This window comes from Streptomyces sp. NPDC006294 (assembly GCF_042870895.1).
Lineage (GTDB): Bacteria > Actinomycetota > Actinomycetes > Streptomycetales > Streptomycetaceae > Streptomyces.
The window spans coordinates 1-26,334 of the sequence record NZ_JBIAHV010000016.1 but is presented as its reverse complement, the minus strand read 5'-3'; the positions used below and the strand labels follow the sequence as shown (position 1 = coordinate 26,334).

At 72.1% G+C, this 26,334-nt stretch carries 25 protein-coding genes and 7 tRNA genes; 19 read left to right on the top strand and 13 right to left on the bottom strand.

Annotation, left to right across the window (positions count from 1 at the left end; genetic code table 11):
• Positions 1-156: 156 nt before the first annotated feature.
• Positions 157-387 carry a hypothetical protein gene (locus ACFYOP_RS26255; protein WP_356894970.1) on the top strand — a complete coding sequence of 77 codons (231 nt, stop codon included), beginning with the start codon at positions 157-159 and terminating at the stop codon, positions 385-387.
• A gap of 221 nt (positions 388-608) precedes the next feature.
• Positions 609-815, top strand: a complete 207-nt coding sequence (locus ACFYOP_RS26250) for a hypothetical protein (RefSeq protein WP_356894968.1) — start codon at positions 609-611, stop codon at positions 813-815.
• A 282-nt stretch (positions 816-1,097) separates the two neighbouring features.
• Here ACFYOP_RS26250 and ACFYOP_RS26245 read toward each other — a convergent pair whose 3' ends face one another.
• Entirely contained in the window at positions 1,098-1,976 is an 879-nt protein-coding gene (locus ACFYOP_RS26245; protein WP_356894966.1) for an endonuclease/exonuclease/phosphatase family protein, read from the bottom strand.
• Positions 1,977-2,037: 61 nt separating this feature from the next.
• Between ACFYOP_RS26245 and ACFYOP_RS26240 the strand changes: the two genes are divergently transcribed.
• On the top strand, positions 2,038-3,015 hold the full coding sequence (locus ACFYOP_RS26240) for a phosphotransferase (protein ID WP_356894964.1): 978 nt from the start codon (positions 2,038-2,040) through the stop codon (positions 3,013-3,015).
• Between the two features lie 68 nt (positions 3,016-3,083).
• Positions 3,084-3,371: a zf-TFIIB domain-containing protein gene (locus ACFYOP_RS26235; RefSeq protein WP_356894962.1), complete on the top strand. Its 288-nt coding sequence runs from the start codon at positions 3,084-3,086 to the stop codon at positions 3,369-3,371.
• A 57-nt stretch (positions 3,372-3,428) separates the two neighbouring features.
• Here ACFYOP_RS26235 and ACFYOP_RS26230 read toward each other — a convergent pair.
• The 5 genes from ACFYOP_RS26230 to ACFYOP_RS26210 form a co-directional block, all read right to left on the bottom strand.
• Positions 3,429-3,503, bottom strand: a tRNA-Val gene (locus ACFYOP_RS26230).
• A gap of 58 nt (positions 3,504-3,561) precedes the next feature.
• Positions 3,562-3,633: transfer RNA gene (locus ACFYOP_RS26225), tRNA-Val, on the bottom strand.
• A 20-nt stretch (positions 3,634-3,653) separates the two neighbouring features.
• Positions 3,654-3,725 (bottom strand) — tRNA-Val (locus ACFYOP_RS26220).
• A gap of 1 nt (position 3,726) precedes the next feature.
• Positions 3,727-3,800 (bottom strand) — tRNA-Cys (locus ACFYOP_RS26215).
• Positions 3,801-3,837: 37 nt separating this feature from the next.
• Positions 3,838-3,910 (bottom strand) — tRNA-Gly (locus ACFYOP_RS26210).
• A 167-nt stretch (positions 3,911-4,077) separates the two neighbouring features.
• Between ACFYOP_RS26210 and ACFYOP_RS26205 the strand changes: the two genes are divergently transcribed.
• The 3 genes from ACFYOP_RS26205 (at position 4,078) to ACFYOP_RS26195 (ending at position 6,858) form a co-directional block, all read left to right on the top strand.
• Positions 4,078-5,127, top strand: a complete 1,050-nt coding sequence (locus tag ACFYOP_RS26205) for a chorismate-binding protein (RefSeq protein ID WP_356894960.1) — start codon at positions 4,078-4,080, stop codon at positions 5,125-5,127.
• Entirely contained in the window at positions 5,124-5,954 is an 831-nt protein-coding gene (locus ACFYOP_RS26200; RefSeq protein WP_356894958.1) for an aminodeoxychorismate lyase, read from the top strand. The genes ACFYOP_RS26205 and ACFYOP_RS26200 overlap by 4 nt, the downstream gene beginning before the upstream one ends.
• A gap of 64 nt (positions 5,955-6,018) precedes the next feature.
• Positions 6,019-6,858: a GNAT family N-acetyltransferase gene (locus tag ACFYOP_RS26195; RefSeq protein ID WP_356894956.1), complete on the top strand. Its 840-nt coding sequence runs from the start codon at positions 6,019-6,021 to the stop codon at positions 6,856-6,858.
• Positions 6,859-6,864: 6 nt separating this feature from the next.
• On the opposite strand, the gene ACFYOP_RS26190 is transcribed toward ACFYOP_RS26195, so the two are convergent.
• Entirely contained in the window at positions 6,865-7,377 is a 513-nt protein-coding gene (locus ACFYOP_RS26190; protein WP_356894954.1) for a DsbA family protein, read from the bottom strand.
• A gap of 177 nt (positions 7,378-7,554) precedes the next feature.
• On the opposite strand from ACFYOP_RS26190, the gene ACFYOP_RS26185 reads away from it, so the two are divergent.
• On the top strand, positions 7,555-8,004 hold the full coding sequence (locus ACFYOP_RS26185; RefSeq protein WP_356894952.1) for a hypothetical protein: 450 nt from the start codon (positions 7,555-7,557) through the stop codon (positions 8,002-8,004).
• Between the two features lie 336 nt (positions 8,005-8,340).
• On the opposite strand, the gene ACFYOP_RS26180 is transcribed toward ACFYOP_RS26185, so the two are convergent.
• Positions 8,341-8,898, bottom strand: a complete 558-nt coding sequence (locus tag ACFYOP_RS26180; RefSeq protein WP_356894950.1) for a CGNR zinc finger domain-containing protein — start codon at positions 8,896-8,898, stop codon at positions 8,341-8,343.
• Between the two features lie 202 nt (positions 8,899-9,100).
• Positions 9,101-9,514, bottom strand: a complete 414-nt coding sequence (locus tag ACFYOP_RS26175) for an SsgA family sporulation/cell division regulator (RefSeq protein WP_003987206.1) — start codon at positions 9,512-9,514, stop codon at positions 9,101-9,103.
• 190 nt (positions 9,515-9,704) lie between these two features.
• On the opposite strand from ACFYOP_RS26175, the gene ACFYOP_RS26170 reads away from it, so the two are divergent.
• Both ACFYOP_RS26170 and ACFYOP_RS26165 read left to right on the top strand, forming a co-directional pair.
• Positions 9,705-10,193, top strand: a complete 489-nt coding sequence (locus ACFYOP_RS26170) for a TIGR02611 family protein (protein ID WP_356894948.1) — start codon at positions 9,705-9,707, stop codon at positions 10,191-10,193.
• 54 nt (positions 10,194-10,247) lie between these two features.
• Positions 10,248-10,322, top strand: a tRNA-Val gene (locus ACFYOP_RS26165).
• 70 nt (positions 10,323-10,392) lie between these two features.
• Here the strand turns inward: ACFYOP_RS26165 and ACFYOP_RS26160 are convergent.
• On the bottom strand, positions 10,393-12,867 hold the full coding sequence (locus ACFYOP_RS26160; protein WP_356894946.1) for an SCO7613 C-terminal domain-containing membrane protein: 2,475 nt from the start codon (positions 12,865-12,867) through the stop codon (positions 10,393-10,395).
• 90 nt (positions 12,868-12,957) lie between these two features.
• Between ACFYOP_RS26160 and ACFYOP_RS26155 the strand changes: the two genes are divergently transcribed.
• A complete protein-coding gene (locus tag ACFYOP_RS26155) occupies positions 12,958-13,404 on the top strand; it encodes an SRPBCC family protein (RefSeq protein WP_356894944.1) in 447 nt (148 codons plus the stop codon).
• A 39-nt stretch (positions 13,405-13,443) separates the two neighbouring features.
• A tRNA-Val gene (locus ACFYOP_RS26150) sits at positions 13,444-13,515 on the top strand.
• Positions 13,516-13,585: 70 nt separating this feature from the next.
• Here the strand turns inward: ACFYOP_RS26150 and ACFYOP_RS26145 are convergent.
• Complete coding sequence (locus ACFYOP_RS26145) at positions 13,586-14,311, bottom strand: 3'-5' exonuclease (RefSeq protein ID WP_356894942.1); 726 nt, start codon at positions 14,309-14,311, stop codon at positions 13,586-13,588.
• 121 nt (positions 14,312-14,432) lie between these two features.
• Here ACFYOP_RS26145 and ACFYOP_RS26140 point away from each other — a divergent pair, with 121 nt between their 5' ends.
• The 4 genes from ACFYOP_RS26140 (at position 14,433) to ACFYOP_RS26125 (ending at position 19,025) form a co-directional block, all read left to right on the top strand.
• The gene (locus tag ACFYOP_RS26140) at positions 14,433-14,999 is read left to right on the top strand and encodes a DUF4365 domain-containing protein (RefSeq protein WP_356894940.1); all 567 of its coding nucleotides are present in this window, start codon (positions 14,433-14,435) and stop codon (positions 14,997-14,999) included.
• On the top strand, positions 14,999-16,234 hold the full coding sequence (locus ACFYOP_RS26135) for a hypothetical protein (RefSeq protein ID WP_356894938.1): 1,236 nt from the start codon (positions 14,999-15,001) through the stop codon (positions 16,232-16,234). Before ACFYOP_RS26140 ends, ACFYOP_RS26135 begins: the two co-directional genes overlap by 1 nt.
• A gap of 112 nt (positions 16,235-16,346) precedes the next feature.
• Positions 16,347-18,320 (top strand): threonine--tRNA ligase, encoded by a 1,974-nt coding sequence (gene thrS / locus ACFYOP_RS26130; RefSeq protein ID WP_356894936.1) that lies wholly within the window; start codon positions 16,347-16,349, stop codon positions 18,318-18,320.
• Positions 18,321-18,467: 147 nt separating this feature from the next.
• The gene (locus ACFYOP_RS26125) at positions 18,468-19,025 is read left to right on the top strand and encodes an HIT domain-containing protein (RefSeq protein WP_356894934.1); all 558 of its coding nucleotides are present in this window, start codon (positions 18,468-18,470) and stop codon (positions 19,023-19,025) included.
• Between the two features lie 11 nt (positions 19,026-19,036).
• On the opposite strand, the gene ACFYOP_RS26120 is transcribed toward ACFYOP_RS26125, so the two are convergent.
• Complete coding sequence (locus tag ACFYOP_RS26120; protein ID WP_356894932.1) at positions 19,037-20,692, bottom strand: hypothetical protein; 1,656 nt, start codon at positions 20,690-20,692, stop codon at positions 19,037-19,039.
• 229 nt (positions 20,693-20,921) lie between these two features.
• Positions 20,922-23,135, bottom strand: coding sequence for an elongation factor G-like protein EF-G2 (locus ACFYOP_RS26115; protein ID WP_356895227.1), 2,214 nt, complete (start codon positions 23,133-23,135; stop codon positions 20,922-20,924).
• Positions 23,136-23,413: 278 nt separating this feature from the next.
• Here ACFYOP_RS26115 and pgsA point away from each other — a divergent pair, with 278 nt between their 5' ends.
• The 3 genes from pgsA to ACFYOP_RS26100 are packed head-to-tail and all read left to right on the top strand — an operon-like array spanning position 23,414 to position 26,135.
• Positions 23,414-24,079: a phosphatidylinositol phosphate synthase gene (pgsA, locus tag ACFYOP_RS26110; protein WP_356894930.1), complete on the top strand. Its 666-nt coding sequence runs from the start codon at positions 23,414-23,416 to the stop codon at positions 24,077-24,079.
• Complete coding sequence (locus ACFYOP_RS26105; RefSeq protein WP_356894928.1) at positions 24,079-24,975, top strand: phosphatidylinositol mannoside acyltransferase; 897 nt, start codon at positions 24,079-24,081, stop codon at positions 24,973-24,975. The genes pgsA and ACFYOP_RS26105 overlap by 1 nt, the downstream gene beginning before the upstream one ends.
• Positions 24,972-26,135, top strand: coding sequence for a glycosyltransferase family 4 protein (locus tag ACFYOP_RS26100; RefSeq protein WP_356894926.1), 1,164 nt, complete (start codon positions 24,972-24,974; stop codon positions 26,133-26,135). The genes ACFYOP_RS26105 and ACFYOP_RS26100 overlap by 4 nt, the downstream gene beginning before the upstream one ends.
• Positions 26,136-26,334 lie beyond the last annotated feature (199 nt).

Sequence of the window (26,334 nt, the reverse complement as noted above, 5' to 3'; positions counted from 1 at the left end):
ACCCCCGCGCCGGTGCGCTCATAGGCCGCGCCCTCCCGTTCGGATCGATTGTCAGTGCCCGATGGGACACTTGAGGAGTGGTCAAAGGAGGGCGGATCCCTCTCCTTCGACCCGTGCGAGATGTCAACGACTCGTCGCAGAAGGGGGATTGGATCGATGAAGGGTGACCGCGTGGAGATAGTGGTGGACGCGGGGGACACGACGCGTACGTACGAAGTGGTGGCAAGCCGGGCGGGCCGCAGGGTCGAGACAGCGGTGCGCAGAGGAGTGGTCGAAGTGAGCGAAGTCACTCGTTCCGGCTCCGTCGTCCGCACCGCGCGTTTCATGGCGACCCGGGTCCTGGCCCTGGTCGAACAGCCCGTCCCGCGCGAGGACACCGCCGACTGACCGGGTCCCCTCAGGGAAGACCCCAAGACCCGGAGACCCGTCTCCACCCAGGGGAGTACGCCGGGGGGTGACGGCTCATCCTCCGGGAGGCCAGGCAATCGGTACGAGGGCATGACGTCCCGGCCCCGCCGTTTCCCTAATGTTGATGTCAAGCGGCGGGTGCAGCACTCGTCCCCCGAGGTCAGACACCCGCCGCTGCCAACCACGACAGGAGAAGGACCATGACGGACACGGCAACGCGGACGATGATCCGCACGCAGGGACGCAAGGCATCCGCCGCGTTCGGCGGCCGCCGGTCCGGTACGCGCCACCCCCTGGTGGCGACGGCCATGGTCCTTCCCCTCGCGGCACTGCTCGTGGTCGTCTTCGGCGGCTGGGAAGCAGTGGTCACACAGGCGTCGTCCGTGGGCGTGATGCTGGGGCGCTGAACGGCGCCCCGGACCCGGAAGAGCGGTCCGGGTCGGGGACATCCGGCCAACAACCCCGTGGGGACGGGGGTGCGGCGGACGGCAGCGTTTGGCCGGTCAGCTGGGGAGCTGACCGGCCATCGCGCGTTGTCCGACGGGGGTACGTCCCATGCCCGAAGGGCTATGGGGGAGGGCCGCGGCGCAGGTCTCCGGGCGTCGCCCGGTCCCAGGCCCTGGCCAGTCCTGTTCGCTCGCGTCCGGGCACGGCTCCGGGGGCGTCCACCTGCCCCCGGGCCGACGGTTTCAGCTGATGTCCACGTCGGAGTGGAGCAGGTGGTGGTCCGAGTACGGGGTGGGGTGCACGCCGTGGCCGAGCGGGACGACACCCCGCAGGAACACGTAGTCGAACTTGCTCCGCCAGTCCGTGGTCGGCTTGCAGTCGCCGGCGGGCGAGGGGCGGCACTCGGGGTCCGTGTCCGTGGCCAGTGCCCGCATCCCGGCGAGTTCCGGAGCGTCCGGCACAGCGTTGAAGTCGCCGAGAACGATCGCACGGTCGTGCCGGGCGACGGCCGCGGCGAGCACGTCGATCTGGTCCGCCCGGACCGCCTCCTGACGCCGCTGGGCGAGGTGCGTGTTGAAGACCCGGACGGGCCGGCCGTCCACCGTGGTGGTGACCGCCATGTACCCGCGGTCCTCGGACCCTCCGTCGGGGTACTCCACGCTGACGCGGTCCGTCATCGGCGCCGCCGAGAGGATCGCCTGGCCATAGGCCCCCGGACTCCACGGCATTCCGCCGCAGCGCCCCCAATTCTGCAGAACCGTCCCGTACTCGACGTGGTAGACCAGCCCGTGACGGCTCTCCAGATAGTCCCGGATCCTCGCGACGTCGGGCTCGCAGGCTTCCTGCAGACCGATGACCTGGGGCGCGTACGCGGCGATCTCCGCCGCCCGGTCGAGGTTGCTCTCCTCGCAGGGGTTGCACATGTTCCACGTCATGACCCGGTTCGGCACGACGTCCTTGACGGCTTCGGCAGGCAGCGGCCTGGTGAAGAGGGCATCGCTGAGTGAGCTGGGGCCGACGAGCACCGTGCAGGTCACGATCACGGCGCCCGCGAGCAGCAGCGTGCCCCTTCGGCGCACTGTCGCCTCCTGGAAGTGGACGGAGAAATCCGGCGTCTTCATGCACGAGGTTAGGGGACCGGGTGGTCGCCACACGCGCCGTACCCGGCGCTACGCTCCCCGCGTGACCGCTTCCGTCGTACGCGCACTCGCCTCCGTCGCCCGGAGCGCCGCCCACCTGGCGACGCCGCGCGGGACCTGTGGCGCGTGCGGGGCCGCGCAGGACGGGCAGACGCTCGCCGACCGGCCCGACGGCACCGTCGTGCGTCACGGCGCCGCCGTGGCGAAGGCCCACGCCCCCGGGACCGACCCGGTCGCCCACCGCGCTCGTCTGGCGCTGGCGGCGCACCCGGCGCTGGCGGGCATCCTCCTGCCGCCGCTCCCGCACGGCGCGAGCGCCCCGGCGCCAGACCGCCCCGTCACCGCCTGGCCCTACGGCGCTCCCGTCGACCCCACGGACCCGGACGCCGCGCCCTGGGAGGACGCGGCGGTCCTCCTGGCGCGCCTGCACCGCGTCGCGCCCGCGGAGCTCCCGGGCCCGCTGCCGCCGATGCGGGGCCCGGCGAAGGCCGCCGCCGCGATGGCCCGCATGGAGGCGGCCGCGGCGGACGACCCGGCCGCCCGCGACGTCCGGCGCGCCTGGGCACACCTGCCGGCCTGGGCCCGCGGCGAGGAGTCCTCGGCCGCGGAGCGCCGGAGGGTGTGCCACGGCGACCTCCACCTCGGCCAACTCGTGCGCCACCCCGCCCCCGACGGCCCCTGGCTGCTGATAGACGTCGACGACCTGGGCCTCGGCGACCCGGCCTGGGACCTCGCCCGCCCGGCAGCGTGGTTCGCCGCGGGCCTGCTGCCGTCGGAGGTCTGGCAGCGGTTCCTCGGCGCCTACGCGGCGGCCGGCGGCCCCGCGATCGCGTCCGCGGAGGACCCGTGGCCCCAACTGGACGTGCCCGCCAGGGCGCTGACCGTCCAGGCGGCGGCGCTGGCGCTGGCGAAGTCGGCGGCGGAGGGCCGCGGTGCGGACGAGGACGAACGGGCGATGCTCGACGCCTGTACCCGAATCGGGACACTGGCACCCGAGTTGGAGCCCGGGACTCCGTCGTAGGGTGAAGACCTCGTCCCCGGGCAGCTGTCCCGGTGACGTCGACGAGACGGCGAGGAGCTGACCAGACGATGCAGTGTCCCAAGTGCCATGCAGCGATGCACACGTACAACCGCAATGGCGTCCAGATCGAGCAGTGCAGCGGCTGCCGGGGCATATTTCTCGACTACGGCGAGCTGGAGTCGCTGACCCGCCTCGAGTCGCAGTGGACCCAGCAGGCCCCGCCCCCGCCGCAGGCCCCGCAGGCGTACCCGGCCGCTCCCGCACCCGCGGCGCCGGCCTGGGGCGCGCCGCACCAGGGCGGCCACCACGGGCACCACCGTCAGCGCGGCTTCGGCCGGATGCTCTTCTCCTCCTGACGGACCGCGCAGGACATGACGAAACCCCCGGTCGTCGAGACGACCGGGGGTTTCGGCTGGTGCGCGATACTGGGATTGAACCAGTGACCTCTTCCGTGTCAGGGAAGCGCTCTCCCGCTGAGCTAATCGCGCAGGGCGGCGGAGCGCGAAGTGACCTGCGTCACCACGTCCCACGTTACTGCGTACAGCGTGCGCGATACTGGGATTGAACCAGTGACCTCTTCCGTGTCAGGGAAGCGCTCTCCCGCTGAGCTAATCGCGCTCGGGTCCTCGCGGACCCAGTGGACGATACTGGGATTGAACCAGTGACCTCTTCCGTGTCAGGGAAGCGCTCTCCCGCTGAGCTAATCGTCCTTGGAGGTGGAGACGGGATTTGAACCCGTGTAGACGGCTTTGCAGGCCGTTGCCTCGCCTCTCGGCCACTCCACCCGGAGTGCGGGGGTCGGGAAGATCCCCCACTTTCTCGAGCGGACGACGAGATTCGAACTCGCGACCCTCACCTTGGCAAGGTGATGCTCTACCAACTGAGCCACGTCCGCTTGTCGGTTCCGATCCGCTTGCGCGTCCCGGCGACGTGTTGAACTCTAGCGGATTCCGGGGCCAGTACAAAAACGCGTTTGTGCAGCTTGCCGCCGTGTGTTCACGTCGCGGCAGCTCACCGGCCGCCCGTCCCCGCCGCAGCCACGCCGGTCATACACTCACAGACGTGCACGACCTCGCTCCTCTGGCCCGTTTCGGCTCCCTCGTCGCCACCGACCTCCGGGACGTCACCAGCGACCCCGCGGCCCTCGACTCCACCGGCTTCTGGGCGGTCGTCGCCGACTTCGAGGGCCGTCTGACCTGCGCCCGCTTCGGCGATGTCCGCACCGAGCCGGTTCCGGAGCCCGCCCCGGGACGCTGGCGGGGGCCGGCGGCCGACGCGTGGACGTCGTCGCTGGACCGCGCCGCCTACACCGCCGGCGTACGACGTGTCCGGGAACACATCGCGGCCGGCGAGGTCTACCAGGCCAACCTGTGCCGGGTGCTCTCCGCCCCGCTGCCCGAACCGGACGCGGCGGACGTCGACGAGCTGACCGCCCTGCTGGCCCGCGGCAACCCGGCCCCGTACGCAGGAACGATTCGGCTGCCCGCGCACGGCGTGGAGATCGCGACCGCCTCGCCCGAGCTGTATCTGCGCCGCGAGGGGCGCTCCGTCGAGTCCGGCCCCATCAAGGGAACGGGCCGTACCGCCGACGACCTCCTGGAGAAGGACCACGCGGAGAACGTCATGATCGTGGACCTGGTCCGCAACGACCTGGGCCGGGTGTGCGCCACCGGCAGCGTGAGCGTGCCCGCGCTCTGCGCGATCGAGGCCCACCCCGGACTCGTCCACCTCGTCTCCACCGTCCGCGGCGACCTCGCCCCGGCAGCCGGCTGGGCAGAACTGCTCGCGGCGACCTTCCCGCCGGGTTCGGTCACCGGCGCCCCCAAGTCCAGCGCACTGAAGATCATCGAGACGCTGGAGACCACCCCGCGCGGCCCGTACTGCGGCGGCATCGGCTGGGTCGACGCCGACCGCGGCACCGCCGAGCTCGCGGTCGGCATACGCACCTTCTGGATCGACCGCACGGAGAACGCCCTGCGGTTCGGCACCGGAGCGGGCATCACCTGGGGCTCGGACCCGGAGCGCGAATGGGCCGAGACAGAACTGAAGGCGTCGCGGCTGCTGGCGGTAGCGTCGGGCGCGTACGCGGCAATCGGAAGGACAGCTCGATGAAGGTTTGGGTAGGCGGCGCGCTCTCGGAGCTCGAGGACGCCCGGGTGTCCGTACTCGACCACGGCATGACCGTGGGTGACGGCATCTTCGAGACCGTGAAGGCCGTCCACGGCCGGCCCTTCGCCCTCACCCGCCATCTGGAACGCCTCGCCCGCTCCGCCGAGGGCCTCGGGCTGCCGGAGCCCGACCTCGACGAGGTCCGGCGCGCCTGCGCCGCCGTGCTGGCCGCCAACCCGATGCCGCTCGGCCGGCTGCGCATCACCTACACCGGAGGGCTCTCCCCCCTCGGCTCCGATCGTGGCGCCGACGGCCCGACCCTGATCGTCGCGATCGGCGAGACCGCCCGCCGCCCCGACACCACCTCGGTCGTCACGGTCCCCTGGACCCGTAACGAACGCGGCGCGCTGACCGGCCTGAAGACCACCTCCTACGCCGAGAACGTCGTCGCCCTCGCCAGGGCCCACCGGCACGGCGCCTCCGAGGCGCTGTTCGCCAACACCGTGGGGCAGCTCTGCGAAGGCACCGGCTCGAACGTGTTCGTCGTCCTCGACGGCGAACTGCACACCCCGCCCCTGGCTTCCGGCTGCCTCGCCGGCATCACGCGCGCCCTCACCGTCGAATGGACGGGCGCCAAGGAGACCGACCTGCCCCTCGAAGTCCTCGACAGCGCCGAGGAGATCTTCCTGACCTCCACACTCCGCGACGTCCAGGCCGTCGTACGTCTCGACGGGCGCGGCACCGGCGAGGGCCCGGGGCCGGTGACGACCAAGGCGATGCGGGTCTTCGAGGAGCGCGCGGCGGCGGACCAGGACCCGAAGTCCGGCTGACCGGCCCGCGGCCAGCGGCAAAAAGCGGGTGTCGGACGGTCGCGGGGCAGGTAGAAACTCCTCGATGACCACAACTCTGCGGCCCACCGGGCCGATCCAGCGCGACGAGTCCGGCGCCACCTCCCGCCGCTACGACGTGTGCGTCAACGGCAGACCCGTCGGCGGCGTCGAACTCGCCACCGACCCCGGCGCGGGCCGCCCCGTCGGCTCCATACGGTCGCTGCGCATCGACGACGCCGACAGACGGCGCGGCCGCGGCACCGTCGCCGCCCTCGCGGCCGAGGAAGTGCTGCGCGGCTGGCGCTGCACCGAGGTGCGCACGTCCGTCCCCGCCGACGCCGTCCCCGCGCTGCGGCTGGCCGGCGCCCTCGGCTACACGGAGCGCGGCCGCAACATGATCAAAGAGGTGGCCGCGACTCCGCCCCCGCTGCCCGGCGACGTCGAGAGCCGCCCCATGACAGAGGCGGAGTTCGACCGCTGGCGCTCCCACGCGGTGCGGCAGTTCGCACGCGACCTGTCCTCGGGCGGTTCGCCCGAGGACGAGGCCCTCGCCCGGTCGGAAGCCGTCCACGCCCGCTTCCTCCCGGACGGCCGCGCCACTCCGGGCGTCCACGTCCACGCCCTGTTCGCCGGCGGCACCGCCGTCGGCCACGTCTGGGTCTCCGAGCAGGAGGTGCGCCCCGGCGAGCAGGGTGCGTACGTGTTCGGCGTCGAAGTGGCCGAGCCCTGCCGGGGCCGCGGCCACGGCAGGGCCCTGATGCTGCTCGCCGAGCGGATCGCGGCCGACGCCGGGAGGCCGCTGATCGCTCTGCACGTCTTCGAGGGCAACGACCGGGCACGCACCCTCTACGAGTCCCTCGGCTACCGCACCACCCACCGCAACTTCGCCAAGCGGCTGTTCTAGGCCGGCTCAGCGCCCGGTCAGCAGCCCGTCGGCGATCTCCTCGATGCGCTCCAGCAGCCCGTCCTTGCTCTTGCCGCCGTCCAGCCGCTCGCCGCCGATGACGTACGTCGGCGTGCCGGTCACGCCGATCGCCTTGCCCTCCGCCTGGTCGGCGTCGACGATCAGGATGTGCCGGCCGTCGACCAGGGCGGTGTCGAACTCGTCGGCGTCCAGGCCCAGTTCGCGGGCGACCTCCAGCAGGACCGGCTCGCCCCGCGCGGCCAGCTCCCCGGTGCGCGCCAGCACCGCCTCCACGTACGGCCACGCCTGCCCCTGGACAGCGGCCTCCTCCGCGGCCTGCGCGGCGGCGAACGCGTGCTTGTGCTTGTCGAGGGGGAAGTGCCGCAGCCGCAGCTCCAGCCGGTCGCCGTACCGGGCACGAAGCGCCCGCAGGTCGTCCAGGGCGCGGTGGCAGTCGGGGCACTGGAGCTCGCACCAGACGTCGAGGACGACGGGGGAGCCGGTCGGGGAGTCGCTCATGCCGCCAGTCTCCCAGCCCGCCGCCCGCCGCCCCAACCGGGACCTGGGGAGGAGTCCGCCCCCGAGATCTCCCCCAGATGTCACGGTGCCCGTCCCGGACCGTGGCCCCGGACCCCCTGGTCGGTGCAGGATGGAAGGGACGCAAACCGCTCGAGCTGCCTACGCCTGGAGGACCGGATGCTTGCCGAGACCATTTGTTCCGCGGTGTCCGCGGCGGGCCTGGGCATCGCCGCGATCACGGCGTACCGCCGGCGCTTCCTCGCCGCGGCGCGCATCGCGGCCTACTCCCTGGTCCCCGTCGCCCTGGTCATGACCGGTGCCGTCGAGTGGGCCGTGGGCACGGCCTTCAGCCCGACCGCGTGGGCCGGATTCGGTGTCCTTGGCCTCGCCTGGCTGCTGTTCGTCACGACCAGGGCCGTCGAACGCCGAGGGGGCGGCACACGCAAGGAACGCAAGGCCGCTGCCGCGGCGGCCCGCCAGGACGCCGTCGAACCGGCCGCCTCCCGGCCCTCCCTCGGCGGCTCCGCCCCGGCGGCAGAGAAGCCCAAGGCGGCCCGCCCCAAGGGGTCCGCCGCCGACGACGACTTCAGCGACATCGAGGCCATCCTCAAGAAGCACGGAATCTGACGCCCGCCGGCCACGGAATCCGGCGCCCGCCGGCCACGGAATCCGGCGCCCGCCGGGCCCGGCGGGCACGGCACCGCGCCACGGGATGTGATGAACAACCCTGCCCATGGGGCGTGTTGGGTGATGATCAAGGTCCCGGCTGCGTCATCATCACCCCGAGATGCTCGATACCTCGCGGGGCCGTCCCCCCGCACCGACCCAGGAGCCGCGCGGATGCCTTTTCGCGCTCTCCCAGCCGCCCCTGATGATCTTCCTCGGGGTGATCGGCGTCCTGCTGCTCATGGCGGCCGTTCACGACCTCTTCTGGTTATGAGGCCGCGATGACCCGCCACCCCCTCAGCCCGCGGCCTCCCGGCGGCGCGCCCGGTACGCGGCGACATGCAGACGGTTGCCGCACGTGCGGCTGTCGCAGTAGCGGCGGGAACGGTTGCGCGACAGGTCCACGAACGCGCGCCCGCAGTCCGGGGCGTCGCAGCGCCGCAGCCGCTCCTGCTCACCGGCGACGACGATGAACGCCAGCGCCATCCCGCAGTCCGCCGCGAGATGATCGGCCACCGACGCGCCCGGCGCGAAGTAGTGGACATGCCAGTCATGACCGTCGTGGTCGGTGAGCTGCGGAGTCGTGCCCGCCGCCGCCACCAGGCGGTTGATCGTCTCCGCGGCGGCCCTGCTGTCGGTCGCCGCGAACACCTCCGCGAACAGCGCGCGAATGCCGTGCACGGCCTTGAGATCCCGCTGGGTCAGTTCCCCCACGCCGCTGACCATGTGCTTCCGAACGAAGTCGTAGAGCGCTTCGACATTCGCCAGGTTGTCGTCCTGCCCGCTCTGCGGCGCGGTGTTCATCAGGTCGACGACGGTGTCGAGTGCACTACGGGTGTCGTGGGGGATCAGCACGTAATTCGCTCCCTGGCCGGATGCGGGCCGGTGCCCGCCGAATTGCGCTGACTCTAGCGGTTCGTGCCGAGGGCGCACCGGCGCCGTCGCCGCGGTGGATTCCGCGACGACGGCGCCGGTGTTCGCCCTATGCGGTTGTCCGCGCGGCGCCGTCTCCCCGAGACGGACGGCGCCGTGCGGCTTTCAGCCGGCCGGACTGGAGTCAGTTCTCGGCCAGAATGTGCGACAGCTCCGTGTCGAGATCGAAGTGCCGATGCTCGGTGCCGGGAGGCACCGCGGCGTCCGTCCGCTTGAGAAACGATTCCAGGGCCCGCGCCGGGGCCTCGAGCAGTGCCTCGCCCTCCGGGGAGCTCAGCGCGATGCAGACGACGCCCTGGCCATGACTGCGTGACGGCCAGACACGTACGTCGCCCGTGCCGGTGGGCCTGTGCAGACCCTCGGCGAGAAGGTCGCGGGCGAAGACCCACTCGACCGTCTCTTCGGCTCCGGTGTGGAAGGTGGCGTGCACGGCATAGGGATCGGCCGTGTCATACCGCAGGCCCGCGGGTACAGGCAGTGAGGACTCGCTCGATACAACGAGGCGCAGGTGCAGCTCGCAGCTGACCGTGGTGTTCATAAGCGCCAGGGCCTTTCGCTCAGTGTGCGCTCGGGGATTCGCACGTCGGCGAAATCGACATGCCACCTGGGGTGCCGTTGTAAACCCCTCTGACCGTTTTGGGGTCCTTCAGGTCGCTCGTACGGCGGTGGATTACTTTGCGTTATACGGCCATCCCAGTGACCGAGTTCGATCCGGTAGGTTTGGAGATATGAACGCGCAGAGTGACGAGCGGGACGAGGCCGCCGCGGCGACGGCGGCCCGCCCCGTGACGGGGGACGTGACGACGGGGACGGCCGAGCCGGTCCCGGAGGCCGCCCAGGAGGAACGGGAGCTCGGCTCCAGGGCGCCGCACTTCATCAAGAGGTCCAGAACGCTGCATGTGAGCTGGCAGGTCGGCGTCTTCGTCGTCGGCCTCGCCGTCGTCCTCGCCGGCGTCTCCATGCTGGTGCTGCCCGGGCCCGGCTGGGTCGTGATCTTCGGCGGCATGGCGATCTGGGCGACCGAGTTCGTCTGGGCCCAGCTGGTGCTGCGCTGGACCAAGCGCAAGGTCACGGAGGCGGCCCAGCGGGCGCTCGACCCGAAGGTCCGGCGGCGCAACATCATCCTCACCACCATCGGCCTCGTCATCGTCGCGGTGCTCTGCGCCGTCTACCTCTGGAAGTTCGGCCTGGCCATGCCGTGGAAGATCGGCCAGTGACCGAGAAGCGGTCCGGGGCACCGGCTGACATGCGGTAATGTTTGCCGTGCGCCCGGGCGATTAGCTCAGTGGGAGAGCGCTTCGTTCACACCGAAGAGGTCACTGGTTCGAACCCAGTATCGCCCACCATCCGGACCGAATGCCCCGGAGACTTTCGAGTCTCCGGGGCATTCGGCGTCGGGGCGCAGGGCCCCGCCCCTCACCGCATCCGGGCCAGGTGGTCCCGCAGCCTGCGGGCGTCCCGCAGACGCTGCTCATAGGTGGCCCCCACCGCGAGCAGCAGCAGGCCGGCGAAGGCCGGCGGCAGCCAGCGCGGCAGCGCCCCGACGACCTGCACCACGTACGGCGCCAGCTCGTGCAGCGCGACCAGCGTCAGCACCGTGCCGCCGAGCACCAGCAGCGCCTGCAGTCGCCACCGCGCCCCGGCCAGGGTGGCCGCCAGCGCCGCGAGCCCCAGCAGCAGTGGACGCACCCAGTGCTCGTCGCCCCAGGCGGCCACGAGGCTCGGCACCAGCGTCGCGCCCAGGCCGGGCCCGTACGCCGTCCACGACGACGCCCCCGGGTCACGCCGGCGCCGCAGCACCCCGACCGCCAGCGCCGCGACGGTGACGGGCAGCGTGTACGCCTCGGGGGACGCGACGTCCGCGGCCGCCAGCCGCACCCACGTCGCCGTCACGAACAGGACCGCCGCGACGATGCCGGCGACCGGCCGTCGCTCCGGGCGGACGGCCGTGCCCGCGGCGATCACGCCGGCCAGCGCGAGGACCAGCGCCAGATCCGGCGCCGGTGCGTCGGCCGCCGCCGGAGCGATCGCCAAGAGCCCCGTGGCCGCGCCGGTGACCTCCACCGGCAGCGCGACCGGGCGGCGCCGCAGTACGGCGCCGAGCAGCGCGGTCGCCGCCGGCACGGCCAGCAGCACCAGCGCGGCCCGGTGCGGCGGCAGCTCCCAGGCCGCGGCGGCCGCCCCGGCGAAGCCGGCCCCGTAGACCGTCGCCGCACAGGCGAGCAGCGCCTGCACCGGGCCGCGGGTCCGCAGCGCGGCGGACGCGAGTGCCACGACGAGGACACCGAGCACGGCGAAGGTCCCCGGCCGCGTCGCGAGCGACAGCAGCGCGACGCTCACCGACCCGGCGAGCGCACAGACCAGCGCGGTGGTCCCCGCCGGGCCGGACCGGCGGACGCCGAGCGCCAGGACGGCCGCCGTCAGCGCCAGCTGCCACGAGAGCGCGGCGGCGTGCGCGAGACCGAACACGACGGGCACGACCGTGAGCGCCGCCCACGCCGACACCAGGGCCCCGCAGCGCGCGGCGGCCCGGAGCGGGCCGGACCGGTCGGGCGGCGCGACGGGCGGCGGCCACGGCGCGGGCGTGCCGGCCGCAGGCGGGGCGGACGCCGCCGCCGGGCCGTGGTGACGCGAGGCCGCGACCAGGACCGCCGCGGTGATCAGCAGCACGACAGGGACCGGGAGCAGGCCCGCCGCCGTCGCGTCCGGCTCCAGCAGCGACGGCGTACCGGACCAGATGTCCGCCGTCGTCGCGGCGGGGCCGGCGAGCGCCAACGCGGTCAGCGGCAGCGCCGTCACCACCGCGGCGGCGTGCACCGCCCCGGCCGCACCCGCCGCACCCGGCAGCAGCCGCGCCGGCAGCACGGCCCGCGCCGCACCCAGCAGAGCCACCGCGCACAGCAGGTAGCCCGTGACCGCCCAGCCGTCCGGCACCACCGTGCGGACCACACCGCCGACGCCCGCCACCACCGCCAGGCCCGACACGGCGGAGACCCAGCCGGCCGCGGGCACCCGCCACGCGGCGAACAGCGCGACCGCCGCCACCGTGACCAGCAGCACCGCCGGACCCGCGGCAGCCGCCGCGCCGTCCGCCGCGACCGACCGGAACACCCCGGTCAACAGCGCCCCGCCACCCGTCACGGCGGCCGCCGTCCACGCGACCGCCCGCACCCCGGCCGGCCGCGTCCACAGCACGACCGCCAGATCCAGCACGGCGGTCAGCAGCAGCGCCCACTCCATGGGAGGGACCGCGGCGTCCGCGGTCAGCGCCCACAGCGGCAACGGAAGCTGGCCGGCCGCCACGGCCACCGGCAGCGGCGAACCCAGCCGGGGCAGCGACACCCCGTACCCGCACCACAGCGCCGCGAGCGCCGCCGATGCCAGAGCCGCGTAACCGAGCCCGTCCGTGCCCGCCAGCACCGTCCGGTGCAGGGCGTACGCGTCGAGGACCATCAGCACCAGACCCAGCACGGCCACGGACTCCGCCGTCGCGACCAGACCCCGGCGCAGCAGCACGGCCGGCGTGCCGAGGGCCGCGACCGTCACCACGCCCAGAACCACGGCGCGCCCGCCGATGCCCATCTCGCCCCAGCTGACCAGGGTGAAGGCGATCGCCGCGATCGCCAGCAGCAGGCCACCGAGCGTCAGCAGCAGATTCTGCACACCAGGCGCGGACGTCTCGGGCGGCGCCGCGGGCATCGCGGGCGCCCCGGCCGACGGGCCGAAGCCGGCCGGCGGCGCCGCGGGCGGCGCGAACGGTGCGGCAACAGGCCGCAGCGCGGCGACCAGCCAGGCCCTGCGGGCCAGCAACTGCCCGCGTCGGGCATCAAGTTGGCGCAGCTCACGGTCGAGCATCGCCAGTTCCTCAGCCGGTGACGGCACGTTCTTCATGGCCGCAGTGTGGCCCCCACCACAGCCAAGGGCATGGGTGCGGGTACTCAATTCCCGCTGAGTACGCACCGGCGGGCGCAGACTGGGCCCATGGACTGGTGCCGATACCGCTTCCGCAGCACCTGGGACCTGCCCGCCGAACCGGGCAAGGTCTACGACGTGCTCTCCCGTGCCGAGGACTATCCCCGCTGGTGGCCGCAGGTCCGCGAGGTGACACCCGCCGACGACGACTCCGGCACCGCCAGGTTCCGTTCCTTCCTCCCGTACGACCTGCACGTCGGCGTCCGCGCACAGCTGCGCGACCCGGCGGGCGGCGTGCTGGAGATCCGGCTGGCCGGCGACCTCGAGGGCTGGTCGCGATGGACCCTGCGGGCCGGCGGCAGAGGCACCCGGGTCAGGTACGAGCAGGAGGTCGTGGTGCGCAAGCCCCTGATGAGACGGCTCGCGATCCCCTGCCGCCCCTTCTTCCGCGCCAACCACGCGCTGATGATGCGCGGTGGACGGCGAGGGCTGGAGAGGTACCTCGAAGCGGTTTGAACCAAGCCCGCGGAGCCCTGTATGGTTCAGTGCGTTCCCGGGCGATTAGCTCAGTGGGAGAGCGCTTCGTTCACACCGAAGAGGTCACTGGTTCGAACCCAGTATCGCCCACCGGGAGAGGCCGGTCCGTCGCAGACGGACCGGCCTTGCTCATGTCCGCGAGGACCCGGCCGCCTCGCTGTCAGGCCGCCGCAGGCATGTCCGGCCGCAGCGGCCACGCGGGATCGACCGCCTCCGGGGCGCCGCTGCGCGCGAACCACGCCTGCAGCCCCCGCGCCTGGGCCGCATGCCACACCGCCTGCAGCGTGTGCAGCTCCGCCGGGGACAACCGCTCCAGCCGGGCGTTGAAACGCCGCCCCACGGCCCGTACGACCTCCAGCGCCGCCAGCGCGTCCGCCGCCGCGTCATGCGCGCCGTCCAGCACCACCTCGTAGTGCGCGCACAGATCCGTCAGCGTCCGCCGGCCCTTGCGATAGCGGTCCAGATGCTTGTCCAGCACCCGCGGATCCAGCACGCACAGCGGCGACCGGTCCAGATAGCGGCTCAGCGACGACGCCCGATGCCGCCTCAACTCCCGGTCCAGCAGGGTCAGATCGAACGGCGCGTTCATCACCACCAGCGGCCGGGCGGCCGCGCACTGCTCCGCCAGCGCCCTCGCTATCTCCTCCATCACCGGCGCCGGCCAGCGGCCGTTGCGCTGCAGGTGATCCTCCGTCAGCCCGTGCACCTCGACGGCGCCCGGCGGCACCGGCACCCCCGGATTCACCAGCCAGCGCCTGATCCTCGGCCGTCCGCCGGGCGAGTCCTGGACCACGACCGCCGCCGACACGATCCGGTCCTCCTCGACGTCCACTCCGGTTGTCTCTGTGTCAAATGCGGCCAATGGGCCGTCGAACCAGTCCGTCATCCCCGAACTCCTCGCCCTCAACCGGCAGATGGTGTGAGCCCCTGCCCGAAACGGTGATACCCGGGCTGTTTGCACCGTACGCAGACAGGTGACAACACAGATGACGGGGAAGGGAATTGCCATGGCGCTCGCCCAGCCCGAGCAGGGAGGGCTGCTGCCGCAGCGGACGCCCCCGCTGCGCGGAGCACTCGCCACCACCGCCTGTATGGAGACGCTTCAGGTGGGCTATCTGCATGCCGTCGCCGCGGCCGCCGGCTGCTCGCTCTCCCAGCCGTTCCCGGACAACGGCATCGACTGGCACGTCAGCCACAGTTCCGCCGGCCACGCGGTCGACGACGAGGTGACCATCAAGGTGCAGCTCAAGTGCACCTACCAGATCCCGCCGCACCCGCCGGGGCCCGCGTTCTCCTTCACCCTCGACAACGACCACCTGGTGAAGCTCGCCCGGACCCCGGTCTCCGTGCACAAGATCCTGGTCGTGATGCTCGTCCCCAGGGCACAGGACGAATGGCTGCGGGCCGGCCACGACCGGCTCGACCTGCGGCACTGCTGCTACTGGACCAACCTGGCCGGCCAAGAGGTGACCGGCAGGCGCAGGACCACCGTGCGCATCCCGACCTCGCGGATCTTCGACGACCGGGCACTCTGCGAGATCATGACGCGTGTAGGGGCGGGAGGGAGACCCTGATGCACCGGCCCTTCGACGACCATGTGCGCCCCCATCCGAGCACCGCCGAACCTCCCGGCCCCTGGCTCGGCGCGGCCGAACCCGACCCCGCCGACGTCGACCCCGTCGTCCTCGGCGCGCTCCTCGACCGGCACGGCTGGCGCCGCCGCGGCGGGGCCGCCGGCCGCTACACCCGCTGGACCCCGCCCGGACCCGCCACCGGCGGCACCAGCCTGCTCGTGCCCGAGAGCCGGGCCTTCCCCGACTGCGAGGACCTGCTCGGCGAGGCCATCACCGCCCTCGTCCGCAGCGCCGTGCCCTCCGCCAGGGAAGTGCTCGTCGGACTCACCGTCCCCAGCGACGAGATCCGCTGGTGGCGCGACATCCCGGACGGCGGGCCCTCCGGCACCGCCTCCTGGACCGTTCAGGAACAGTTCCGCTCCGCCGCCCGGCAGATGCTGCTCGCCGGGGCACTCGCCGCACGCGAACGCGCCGGCTACTACGGCGCACGCCACCGCAGAGCCGCCCAGGCCCTCCTCGAAGGCGTCCTCGTCGGACCCGCGCCGGGCGGCCGGTCCCTCACCGCGTTCGTCCCCGTGGCGACCGGGCGCACCCTCGCCGTCCGGCTGAGCCACGCCCTCCAGGCCACCAGGGAGGCCATCGACTACCAGCGCGCGACCGGCGGCGCCGAGGCGTTCGACGCGGCGGTCCGGGCCGGCGTCAGCCGCGAACTCACCGAGTCCGTCATCGCCCTCGTACGCGGCTCCGAAGGCGCCCGTGTCGCCCTGGCGTGGTCACCGGTCGCCGGAGTGCCGCCGGGCTGCGCCGCCCGCATGGAACCCGTCGAGTTCTCACCCGGCGACCTCCCCGCGCTGCGGGCCGCCGGCGCCCGGTACCTCCAGGGCGAGCCGTCCGTACCCGTGCGGATCACCGGCACCGTCGTCCGGATGCGGCGCTCGGGCCCGCGCGGCGCCGGCACGGTGCGGCTGCGGGTCCTGGCCGGCGCCGACGTCCCGCATGTCCGGGTGGCGCTCGACGAGGACGCGTACCGCACCGCGGGCCACGCGCACCTGGCGGGGCTGCCGGTCCGGGTCGCGGGCCGGCTGGAGAGCCGGGGCGGCTTCCGCCGGCTCACCGACGCCTCCGGACTCGTGCCGGTACCGGTGGACGAGGCGGAGCGCGACCGGTTGATGAAGTCGCTCCAGGAGAATCCGGACTTCTTCGAGGAGCCGGGCGAACAGGGCGCGGACGGATAGGCGCCCCCACGCGCGAACAACCGTTTCGCGAGCGGTCCCTCCGGCTCGGTACGATTCCGAGTGCGTGCGCGACAGACATGGCGCCGCATCCGCCTTCAGTCAGGAGAGACCGGTGTCAGACGTCCGTGTGATCATCCAACGCGATTCCGAGCGGGAAGAGCGCGTGGTGACGACGGGCACTACGGCCGCCGACCTCTTCCCCGAGCGCACCGTCGTCGCGGCCCGCGTGGCCGGCGAGCTGAAGGACCTCAGCTACGAGCTGAAGGACGGCGAGGAGGTCGAGCCCGTCGAGATCTCCTCCCCGGACGGCCTCGGCATCCTGCGCCACTCCACCGCGCACGTCATGGCCCAGGCCGTGCAGGAGCTCTTCCCGGAGGCCAAGCTGGGCATCGGCCCGCCGGTCAAGGACGGCTTCTACTACGACTTCGACGTCGAGAAGCCCTTCCACCCCGATGACCTCAAGGCCATCGAGAAGAAGATGCAGGAGATCCAGAAGCGCGGCCAGCGCTTCTCGCGCCGCGTCGTCACCGACGAGGCCGCGCGCGAGGAGCTCGCCGACGAGCCGTACAAGCTGGAGCTCATCGGCCTCAAGGGCTCGGCGTCCTCGGACGACGGCGCGGACGTGGAGGTCGGCGCGGGCGAGCTGACCATCTACGACAACCTGGACGCGAAGACCGGCGAGCTGTGCTGGAAGGACCTCTGCCGCGGTCCGCACCTGCCGACGACCCGCAACATCCCGGCGTTCAAGCTGATGCGCAACGCCGCCGCTTACTGGCGCGGCAGCGAGAAGAACCCCATGCTGCAGCGCATCTACGGCACCGCGTGGCCGTCGAAGGACGAGCTGAAGGCGCACCTCGAGTTCCTCGCCGAGGCCGAGAAGCGCGACCACCGCAAGCTCGGCAGCGAGCTCGACCTGTTCTCCGTCCCGGAGCAGATCGGCTCCGGCCTCGCCGTCTTCCACCCCAAGGGCGGCATCATCCGCCGGGTCATGGAGGACTACTCGCGCAAGCGGCACGAGGAGGAGGGCTACGAGTTCGTCTACACCCCGCACGCGACCAAGGGGAAGCTCTTCGAGACCTCCGGTCACCTGGACTGGTACGCCGACGGCATGTACCCGCCCATGCAGCTCGACGAGGGCGTGGACTACTACCTCAAGCCCATGAACTGCCCGATGCACAACCTGATCTTCGACGCACGCGGGCGTTCCTACCGTGAACTGCCGCTGCGTCTCTTCGAGTTCGGGACCGTGTACCGGTACGAGAAGTCGGGCGTGGTGCACGGCCTGACCCGTGCCCGCGGTTTCACCCAGGACGACGCGCACATCTACTGCACCAAGGAGCAGATGGCGGACGAGCTCGACTCGACGCTCACCTTCGTGCTGAACCTGCTGCGCGACTACGGGCTGACCGACTTCTATCTGGAGCTGTCCACCAAGGACCCGGAGAAGTTCGTCGGCTCGGACGAGATCTGGGAGGAGGCCACCGAGACGCTGCGGCAGGTGGCCGAGAAGCAGGGCCTCCCGCTGGTCCCGGACCCGGGCGGCGCCGCGTTCTACGGCCCCAAGATCTCCGTGCAGGCGCGCGACGCCATCGGCCGGACCTGGCAGATGTCGACCGTGCAGCTCGACTTCAACCTCCCGGAGCGCTTCGACCTGGAGTACACCGGTCCGGACGGGACCAAGCAGCGTCCGGTCATGATCCACCGCGCGCTGTTCGGTTCGATCGAGCGGTTCTTCGCGGTGCTGCTGGAGCACTACGCGGGTGCGATGCCGCCGTGGCTGGCGCCGGTGCAGGCGGTCGGCATCCCGATCGGCGACGCGCACGTCGAGTACCTGGAGGCCTTCGCGGCGGACGCCAAGAAGAAGGGCCTGCGGGTCGAGGTGGACTCGTCCTCGGACCGGATGCAGAAGAAGATCCGCAACCAGCAGCGGCAGAAGGTCCCGTTCATGATCATCGTCGGTGACGACGACATGAACGCCGGCACGGTCTCCTTCCGCTACCGCGACGGTTCGCAGGAGAACGGGATCGCCCGTGACGAGGCGCTGGCCAAGCTCGTCGATGTGGTCGAGCGCCGCGTGCAGGTGTGACGCGTTCCCCGCGTGAGCGGGGGTGATCCCAAGATCCGGAAGCACCACAAGCTCAAGGTGCCTTGCTCCCCGCCTTCGCGGGGGTGACCGAGGGGCGGCCCCTTGCCCAGGGCCGCCCCTCTCCGCACGTCCGCGCCGGCGGCGAATATGCTGGCCCGCATGACGACAGAGCCGGAGCAGCAGATCGGGGTCGGGACGCCGGACGCGTTCCAGCGCCTGTGGACGCCTCACCGTATGGCGTACATCCAGGGTGAGAACAAGCCGACCGGCTCGGGTGCCGGGGACGGCTGCCCCTTCTGCTCCATCCCGTCGAAGTCCGACGAGGACGGCCTGGTCGTCGCCCGTGGCGAGCGCGTCTACGCCGTGCTGAACCTGTATCCGTACAACGGCGGCCACACCATGATCGTCCCGTTCCGGCACGTCGCCGACTACACGGACCTGGACGCCGCCGAGACCCTCGAGCTGGCCGAGTTCACCAAGCGGGCCATGGTCGCGCTGCGGACGGCGTCCGGTGCGCACGGGTTCAACGTGGGGCTGAACCAGGGGTCGGCCGCCGGCGCCGGGATCGCCGCCCATCTGCATCAGCACATCGTGCCGAGGTGGGGCGGCGACACGAACTTCATGCCCGTCGTCGGCAACACGAAGGTGCTGCCGCAGCTGCTCGGCGACACCCGCAAGATGCTCGCGGACGTCTGGCCCGCGTAGCTCCTCGGCCCTTACGCGTCGTAGATGTCGGCCTTGCCGGGCGACGGGTCCTGGATGAAGCCGCTGACGACCGACGCGCGGTTGCCGAAGCGCTCCGTGTCGACGCCGTTGTCCTCGAGGACGCGGATCGCGGCCGCGTGCGCCACGCGCAGCACGGGGGCGGCGGCGCGCATGGCGTCGTCGGCCATGAAGCGGTGGCGCCACGGCTTCTCCGCCCAGGCGTGGCGGAGGCCGAAGGGCTCGGGGAGGACGAGTTTGCCGCCGAGGAAATCGAGCAGCGGCGGGTACCAGGTGAACGGGGCGCGCACGGTGAGGCGGACGACCTCTTTGGTGTCGACGAGGGGCAGGACCCGGTCGACGGTCTCCCAGAAGCGGATCGTCTTGCTGACGGTCTCGGTCTTGGGCTCCGGCTTTGTCGTGAAGAGGGAGTGCACGGGGCCGAGGGCGTGGCCGGTGACCTCGACGCGCAGGGTCTCGTGGAGCACGGTGACGGTGATCATCATGGTGATGACGAGCTGGCCGTCCCAGAGGGTGAACTGCACGCCCAGGTAGTGGCGGTTGCCGCTGCCGAACTGCTGGTGGTTGCAGATGCGCTGTATTTCGTGGCTCTTGATCTGGAAGGTCTCGACCTCCTGCCCCTCCGGGCGGGCCACGGCGCCGGCGTTCTCGCCGACGGGGGAGACGATCCAGTGCTTGACCGAGGGGGTGGGGAAGCCGCCGGAGTTGAGGGGGCCGCGCTCCAGGAGCTTGAGCTTGTCGTGGATGGCCCGTACGACGTCCCAGCTGCGGAACTGGTTGATCTCCTTGGTGGCGTCCTTGGAGACGAGTTCCTCGGCCATCTGCCAGCTGCCCCATCGGGTGCCCATGCCGAGTATGCCCTTGGGGCCGGCGTAGAAGACGACGTTGGACTGCTGTTCCGCGGTGAGTTTCTCGAGGCCCTGGCGGAGCTGCTCGCGGGAGGCGTCGCCCGGGTTTCCCGGGACGGCTTCCGGCACCTTGGCGCCGATGCCGCCGCCGGACAGCAGGCCGTCCCAGCGGGCGCGCATGTCCTGGGCGGAGGATTCGCAGATGCGTTTGGCGAGGAACCAGCCGATGACCGGGGCGACGAGCATGGCGCGCACGTAGTAGGCCCAGAAACCGCCGAAGGGCAGCCGGACGAGGAAGATCACGGCGAGGATGCCGATGCCCACCAGCAGGAGGCTGCCGAGGGCTCCCGCGCTCTTCTTCTGTGAGCCGGCGAGGGTGCGGCGGAGCTGGAAGACGCCGAGCCACAGCAGGAGTCCGGGTAGGAAGAGCAGTCCGCACGCGGCCATGACGGCGGTGAGTCTGCCGTCGCGTTCGTGGCGCAGGCGGGTGGCGGCGAGGCAGTGTTCGACGACGGTCTGGGGTTCGGTGCCGAAGGACTGGATGAGTGCCTTGCGGCCGCCGCCGAGCATGCGGTCCTGTACGGCGCGGCAGAAGCCTTCTCCGAGGTTGGGTTCGAAGAGCGAGATCTTTCCCGGTTTGACCTCGGACTTGTGCCATTCGCTGTTGGCTTTGAGGATCTCCTTGAGTTCGGAGTCGCGGTAGGCGGCCGATGCGAGGGCGTGGGTCGCCGCGGTCTGGCCGGCCGCGCCCATGAGCGGGACCTGTGCCCCGGGCGTGAAATCGAATAGGTCGTTCGCCACTGCCGCCCCCATCGCCGCGTGTTTCCGCACTGCGGCCTGTTCCCAACTGCCGTGCCCCGCACACCTTCTGAGCCGTCCGGCCCGGTCGGAGTGCCCAGCCTATCGAGGGTGCGGCCGTCGGATAAGGGGGCGATCGGGTCGGCCGCCGGCCCCCGGCCCGTGATCGGGACCGGGTGATCGGGACCGGGGGGCGGGCGGCGTCGGTGGCGAAGTGCCGGAAGGGCGGGGTTCAGGCGTCGGCGGTTTCGCGCAGTCTGTCGGCGACCTGCTGCGGCATCGCCTCGTGGCGGGCGTAGCGGCGGCTGAAGCGGCCGCTGCCGTGGGAGATGGAGCGCAGGTCGACGGCGTATCTGCCGATTTCCAGTTCGGGCACCTCGGCCCGTACGAGGGTGCGTGATCCGGCGGTCTGTTCGGTGCCGATGACTCGGCCGCGGCGGCCGGACAGGTCGCTCATCACGGGGCCGACGTACTCGTCGGAGACGAGGACCTGCAGTTCCGCGACGGGCTCGAGGAGGTTGATGCGGGCGTCGGCGGCGGCTTCGCGCAGGGCGAGGGCGCCCGCGGTCTGGAAGGCGGCGTCGGAGGAGTCGACGGAGTGCGCCTTGCCGTCGCGCAGCGTGATCCGCACGTCGACCAGCGGGTAGCCGGCGGCGACGCCTCGGGCGGCCTGGGCGCGTACGCCCTTCTCGACGGAGGGGATGAACTGGCGCGGCACCGCGCCGCCGACGACCTTGTCGACGAATTCGATGCCGGATCCGGGCGGCAGCGGGTCGACGTCGATCTCGCAGATCGCGTACTGGCCGTGGCCGCCGGACTGTTTGACGTGCCGGCCGCGGCCGGCGGAGCCGGTGCTGAAGGTCTCGCGGAGCGACACCTTGTGCGGGACGACGTCGACCTGGACGCCGTAGCGGCTGCGGAGGCGTTCGAGGGCGACGTCCGCGTGTGCCTCGCCCAGGCACCACAGGACGACCTGGTGGGTGGCCTGGTTCTGTTCGAGGCGCATGGTCGGGTCCTCGGCGACGAGGCGGGCGAGACCCTGGGAGAGCTTGTCCTCGTCGGCCTTGCTGTGGGCCTCGATGGCGAGGGGCAGCAGCGGGTCGGGCATGGCCCAGGGCTCCATGAGGAGCGGGTGGTCCTTGGCGGAGATCGTGTCACCGGTCTCGGCGCGGGAGAGTTTCGCGACGCAGGCCAGATCGCCGGCGACGGCGTGGGGGAGGGGGCGCTGCTGCTTGCCGAGGGGGACGGACAGGGCGCCGACGCGTTCGTCTGCTTCGTGGAGGGCGCGGCCCTCTTGTCCGCCGTCCGCGAGGCCGTGCCCGGACACATGCACGGTGTCGTCGGGGCGCAGGGTCCCGGAGAAGACGCGGACCAGCGAGATCCGGCCGACGTACGGGTCGGAGGCCGTCTTGACGACCTCGGCGACGAGCGGGCCGGCGGGGTCGCAACTGATCTGCGGCCCCGGCCTGCCGTCGGGGGTGGTCACGGTCGGCGGGACGGGTTCGAGGGGGGTGGGGAAGCCGCCGGTGATCAGTTCGAGGAGTTCGACGGTGCCGAGACCGGCCTTCGCGCCGTCGGCCGCCGGTGCGGCGGCGAGGACGGGGTGGAAGGTGCCGCGGGCGACCGCCTTCTCCAGGTCGTCGATCAGCGTCTTGAGGTCGATCTCCTCGCCGCCGAGGTAGCGGTCCATGAGGGTCTCGTCCTCGCTCTCGGCGATGATCCCCTCGATGAGGCGGCCGCGGGCCTGCTCCATCAGCGCTGTCTGGTCGTCCGGCGGCGGGCTCTCCTTGCGTTCGCCGGACGAGTAGTCGTAGATCTTCTGTGTGAGGAGCCCGAGGAGGCCGGTGACGGGTGCGTGGCCGTCGGCGTGCTGGGGCCCGTACCGCGGCAGGTACAGCGGCAGTACGGCGTCGGGGTCGTCGCCGCCGAAGATGCGGGCGCAGACGCCGGTGAGCTCGTCGTAGCCGGTGCGGGCGGTCTCCAGGTGGGTCACCACGATCGCGCGGGGCATGCCGACCGCCGCGCACTCCTCCCAGACGGCACGGGTCGCGCCGTCGACGGCGTCGGCCTCCTGGGCGGCCGAGACGACGAAGAGGGCCGCGTCCGCGGCGCGCAGACCGGCCCGCAGCTCGCCGACGAAGTCGGCGTATCCCGGGGTGTCCAGCAGATTGATCTTGCAGCCGCCCCATTCGAGGGGGACGAGGGAGAGCTGTACGGAGCGTTGCTGGCGGTGCTCGATCTCGTCGTAGTCGGAGATCGTCGCGCCGTCCTCGACCCGGCCGGCCCGGTTGACCGCTCCGGCGGCCAGCGCGAGCGCCTCGACCAGGGTCGTCTTGCCGGATCCGCTGTGGCCGACCAGCACCACATTCCGTACGGATGCGGGGCGGTCGGCCGTTACTGCCCTGCCGGCGGCTCCGGGGTGGTGTGCGTGCGCCTTGTCGCCCATGGTCTTGCCTCCCGATCGATTCACGGCTCGATTGCACGGCGAGGAAGGAAGCCGCGGGCGGGCGGGGGAGCCGTGAAGGCGTCCCGAAGGGCGTCCGGGGCAGCTCCGGCGGTGCCCGCGGTGGTCTTTCGAGCTTTCCACTCCCGTCACTGTGCGTCCATACGTCCGACGCCGCCTCCGGGGACGGGTGCGCGGCGCTGGGGCGGCGGGGTCGTGGCTACGATGGGCCAGCCGGTGGCCGTAGGGGCCACGCGGCCCACCGGACCCTCGGGAAGGCCATGCTGAACAAGTACGCGCGTGCATTTTTCACGCGTGTCCTCACACCGTTCGCCGCGTTTCTCCTCCGCCGCGGGGTGAGCCCGGACGCGGTCACGCTCATCGGTACGGCCGGGGTGATGGCGGGGGCGCTGGTCTTCTTTCCTCGCGGGGAGTTCTTCTGGGGCACGATCGTCATCACGCTGTTCGTCTTCTCCGACCTGGTCGACGGGAACATGGCGCGCCAGGCGGGGATTTCCAGCCGCTGGGGCGCTTTCCTGGACTCGACTCTGGACCGGGTCGCCGACGGAGCGATCTTCGGCGGCTTCGCGCTCTGGTACGCGGGCGGCGGTGACGACAACGTGCTGTGCGCGGTGGCCATCTTCTGCCTGGCCAGCGGGCAGGTGGTGTCGTACACCAAGGCGCGCGGCGAGTCGATCGGTCTGCCGGTGGCGGTCAACGGGCTCATCGAGCGCGCGGAGCGCCTGGTGATCTCGCTGGTGGCCGCGGGGCTCGCCGGTCTGCACGGGTTCGGCGTGCCGGGGATCGACATCCTGCTGCCGATCGCGCTGTGGATCGTCGCCGTGGGCAGTGCCGTGACGCTGGGGCAGCGGGTGGTGACCGTGCGGCGTGAGTCGGCGGAGGCCGACGCGGCCGCGAAGGGCGACCGAGGGGCGGAGGCGTCGTGATGCGGGACAGGCTCACGGACGCGCTGTACGGACTGGGCTGGGGCGCCGTCAAGAAGATGCCGGAGCCGATGGCCGCCCGGCTGGGCCGGACCATCGCGGACACCGCGTGGAAGCGGCGCGGCAAGGGTGTGCTGCGGCTCGAGTCGAATCTGGCCCGGGTGGTGCCGGACGCCGGCGCCGAGCGGCTCCGGGAGCTGTCCAAGGCCGGTATGCGCTCGTACATGCGCTACTGGATGGAGTCGTTCCGGCTGCCGGCGTGGAGCAGCGAACGCGTCGAGCGCAACGTCTCCATCCAGGATGTGCACCATCTGACCGACGGCCTGGCCGCCGGCCGGGGCGTGGTCCTGGCGCTGCCGCACCTGGCCAACTGGGACCTCGCCGGTGTGTGGGTGACCAGGGCCCTCGGGGTGCCGTTCACGACGGTCGCCGAGCGGCTGCGGCCCGAGTCGCTGTACGACCGGTTCGTCGCCTACCGCGAGAGCCTCGGTATGGAGGTGCTGCCGCACTCGGGCGGCGCGGCCTTCGGCACGCTCGCGCGCCGGCTGCGCTCCGGCGGCCTGGTCTGCCTGGTCGCCGACCGCGACCTGTCGGCGTCCGGGGTCGAGGTCAAGTACTTCGGCGAGACGGCGCGGATGCCGGGCGGACCGGCACTGCTGGCGCAGCAGACCGGGGCGCTGCTGCTGCCCGTGACCCTCTGGTACGGCGAGGAGCCGGCCATGCACGGGCGGGTCCACGCTCCCGTCGACGTACCGGAGACAGGTACGCGGGCCGAGAAGACGTCCTCCATGACACAGGCGCTGGCCGACGCCTTCGCCACAGGGATCGCCGAACACCCGGAGGACTGGCACATGTTGCAGCGGCTGTGGCTCGCGGACCTCGAGGAGCGCCGGACGTGAAGATCGGCATCGTGTGCCCGTACTCGTGGGACGTGCCCGGCGGTGTGCAGTTCCACATCCGGGACCTCGCCGACCATCTGATCCGTCTCGGCCACGACGTCTCCGTGCTCGCGCCGGCGGACGACGAGACGCCGCTGCCGCCGTACGTCGTCTCCGCCGGGCGGGCCGTGCCGGTGCCGTACAACGGTTCCGTGGCACGGCTGAACTTCGGCTTCCTGTCTGCGGCCCGGGTGCGGCGGTGGCTGCACGACGGCACCTTCGACGTGATCCACATCCACGAGCCGGCGTCGCCCTCGCTGGGGCTGCTGTCGTGCTGGGCGGCGCAGGGGCCGATCGTGGCCACCTTCCACACGTCGAACCCGCGGTCGCGGGCGATGATCGCCGCGTATCCGATCCTCCAGCCGGCGCTGGAGAAGATCAGCGCGCGGATCGCGGTCAGCGAGTACGCGCGGCGGACGCTGGTGGAGCACCTCGGAGGCGACGCCGTCGTCATCCCGAACGGTGTCGACGTCGGCTTCTTCGAGAAGGCCGAGCCCAAGAAGGAGTGGCAGGGGAACACGATCGGCTTCATCGGCCGTATCGACGAGCCCCGCAAGGGGCTGCCGGTCCTGATGAAGGCGCTCCCCGCGATCCTCGAACAGTGTCCCGAGACACGGCTCCTCGTCGCCGGCCGCGGCGACGAGGAGGAGGCCGTCGCGACCCTGCCGGCCGCCGTGCGCGAACGCGTCGAGTTCCTCGGCATGATCAGCGACGAGGACAAGGCACGGCTGCTGCGCAGCGTCGACGTGTACGTGGCGCCCAACACGGGCGGCGAGAGCTTCGGCATCATCCTCGTCGAGGCGATGTCGGCGGGGGCGCCGGTGCTCGCCTCCGACCTGGACGCGTTCGCCCAGGTCCTGGACCACGGCGGGGCGGGCGAGCTGTTCACCAACGAGGACGCGTCGGCGCTGTCCGCCGCCGCGGTGCGGCTGCTGCGCGACCCGGACCGGCGCGCGGAGCTGCGGGCGCGGGGCAGCGCGCACGTGCGGCGCTTCGACTGGTCGACGGTCGGCGCGGACATCCTGGCGGTGTACGAGACCGTCACGGACGGGGCGGCGTCGGTCGCGACGGACGAACGGGTGGGCCTGCGGGCGCGGTTCGGACTGGCGGCGCGGGACTGAGGGGTCCGCTGCGCGGGGCTTGTTCCCCTCCCCGCCCCTCCCCGTAACCGGGCTCCGCCCGGACCCGCGCCTCAAACGCCGACGGGGCTGACACAGTCAGCCCGGCTCTACCTTCTTGATCGGGTTGATCGAGCCATTCGTAGGGTTGGGTCGCCCAGGGGTGCTGGGTGTGGCTATCAGCCCGCTGCCGTCTCGTGGC

What these genes read in the sequence shown, in the direction of transcription:
- ACFYOP_RS26255 (WP_356894970.1), top strand. Translation starts at nt 157, where the DNA reads ATGAAGGGTGACCGCGTGGAGATAGTGGTGGACGCGGGGGACACGACG.
- ACFYOP_RS26250 (WP_356894968.1), top strand. Translation starts at nt 609, where the DNA reads ATGACGGACACGGCAACGCGGACGATGATCCGCACGCAGGGACGCAAG.
- ACFYOP_RS26245 (WP_356894966.1), bottom strand. Translation starts at nt 1,976, where the DNA reads ATGAAGACGCCGGATTTCTCCGTCCACTTCCAGGAGGCGACAGTGCGC.
- ACFYOP_RS26235 (WP_356894962.1), top strand. Translation starts at nt 3,084, where the DNA reads ATGCAGTGTCCCAAGTGCCATGCAGCGATGCACACGTACAACCGCAAT.
- ACFYOP_RS26200 (WP_356894958.1), top strand. Translation starts at nt 5,124, where the DNA reads ATGAAGGTTTGGGTAGGCGGCGCGCTCTCGGAGCTCGAGGACGCCCGG.
- ACFYOP_RS26195 (WP_356894956.1), top strand. Translation starts at nt 6,019, where the DNA reads ATGACCACAACTCTGCGGCCCACCGGGCCGATCCAGCGCGACGAGTCC.
- ACFYOP_RS26190 (WP_356894954.1), bottom strand. Translation starts at nt 7,377, where the DNA reads ATGAGCGACTCCCCGACCGGCTCCCCCGTCGTCCTCGACGTCTGGTGC.
- ACFYOP_RS26185 (WP_356894952.1), top strand. Translation starts at nt 7,555, where the DNA reads ATGCTTGCCGAGACCATTTGTTCCGCGGTGTCCGCGGCGGGCCTGGGC.
- ACFYOP_RS26175 (WP_003987206.1), bottom strand. Translation starts at nt 9,514, where the DNA reads ATGAACACCACGGTCAGCTGCGAGCTGCACCTGCGCCTCGTTGTATCG.
- ACFYOP_RS26170 (WP_356894948.1), top strand. Translation starts at nt 9,705, where the DNA reads ATGAACGCGCAGAGTGACGAGCGGGACGAGGCCGCCGCGGCGACGGCG.
- ACFYOP_RS26160 (WP_356894946.1), bottom strand. Translation starts at nt 12,867, where the DNA reads ATGAAGAACGTGCCGTCACCGGCTGAGGAACTGGCGATGCTCGACCGT.
- ACFYOP_RS26155 (WP_356894944.1), top strand. Translation starts at nt 12,958, where the DNA reads ATGGACTGGTGCCGATACCGCTTCCGCAGCACCTGGGACCTGCCCGCC.
- ACFYOP_RS26145 (WP_356894942.1), bottom strand. Translation starts at nt 14,311, where the DNA reads ATGACGGACTGGTTCGACGGCCCATTGGCCGCATTTGACACAGAGACA.
- ACFYOP_RS26140 (WP_356894940.1), top strand. Translation starts at nt 14,433, where the DNA reads ATGGCGCTCGCCCAGCCCGAGCAGGGAGGGCTGCTGCCGCAGCGGACG.
- ACFYOP_RS26135 (WP_356894938.1), top strand. Translation starts at nt 14,999, where the DNA reads ATGCACCGGCCCTTCGACGACCATGTGCGCCCCCATCCGAGCACCGCC.
- ACFYOP_RS26125 (WP_356894934.1), top strand. Translation starts at nt 18,468, where the DNA reads ATGCTGGCCCGCATGACGACAGAGCCGGAGCAGCAGATCGGGGTCGGG.
- ACFYOP_RS26115 (WP_356895227.1), bottom strand. Translation starts at nt 23,135, where the DNA reads ATGGGCGACAAGGCGCACGCACACCACCCCGGAGCCGCCGGCAGGGCA.
- pgsA (WP_356894930.1), top strand. Translation starts at nt 23,414, where the DNA reads ATGCTGAACAAGTACGCGCGTGCATTTTTCACGCGTGTCCTCACACCG.
- ACFYOP_RS26105 (WP_356894928.1), top strand. Translation starts at nt 24,079, where the DNA reads ATGCGGGACAGGCTCACGGACGCGCTGTACGGACTGGGCTGGGGCGCC.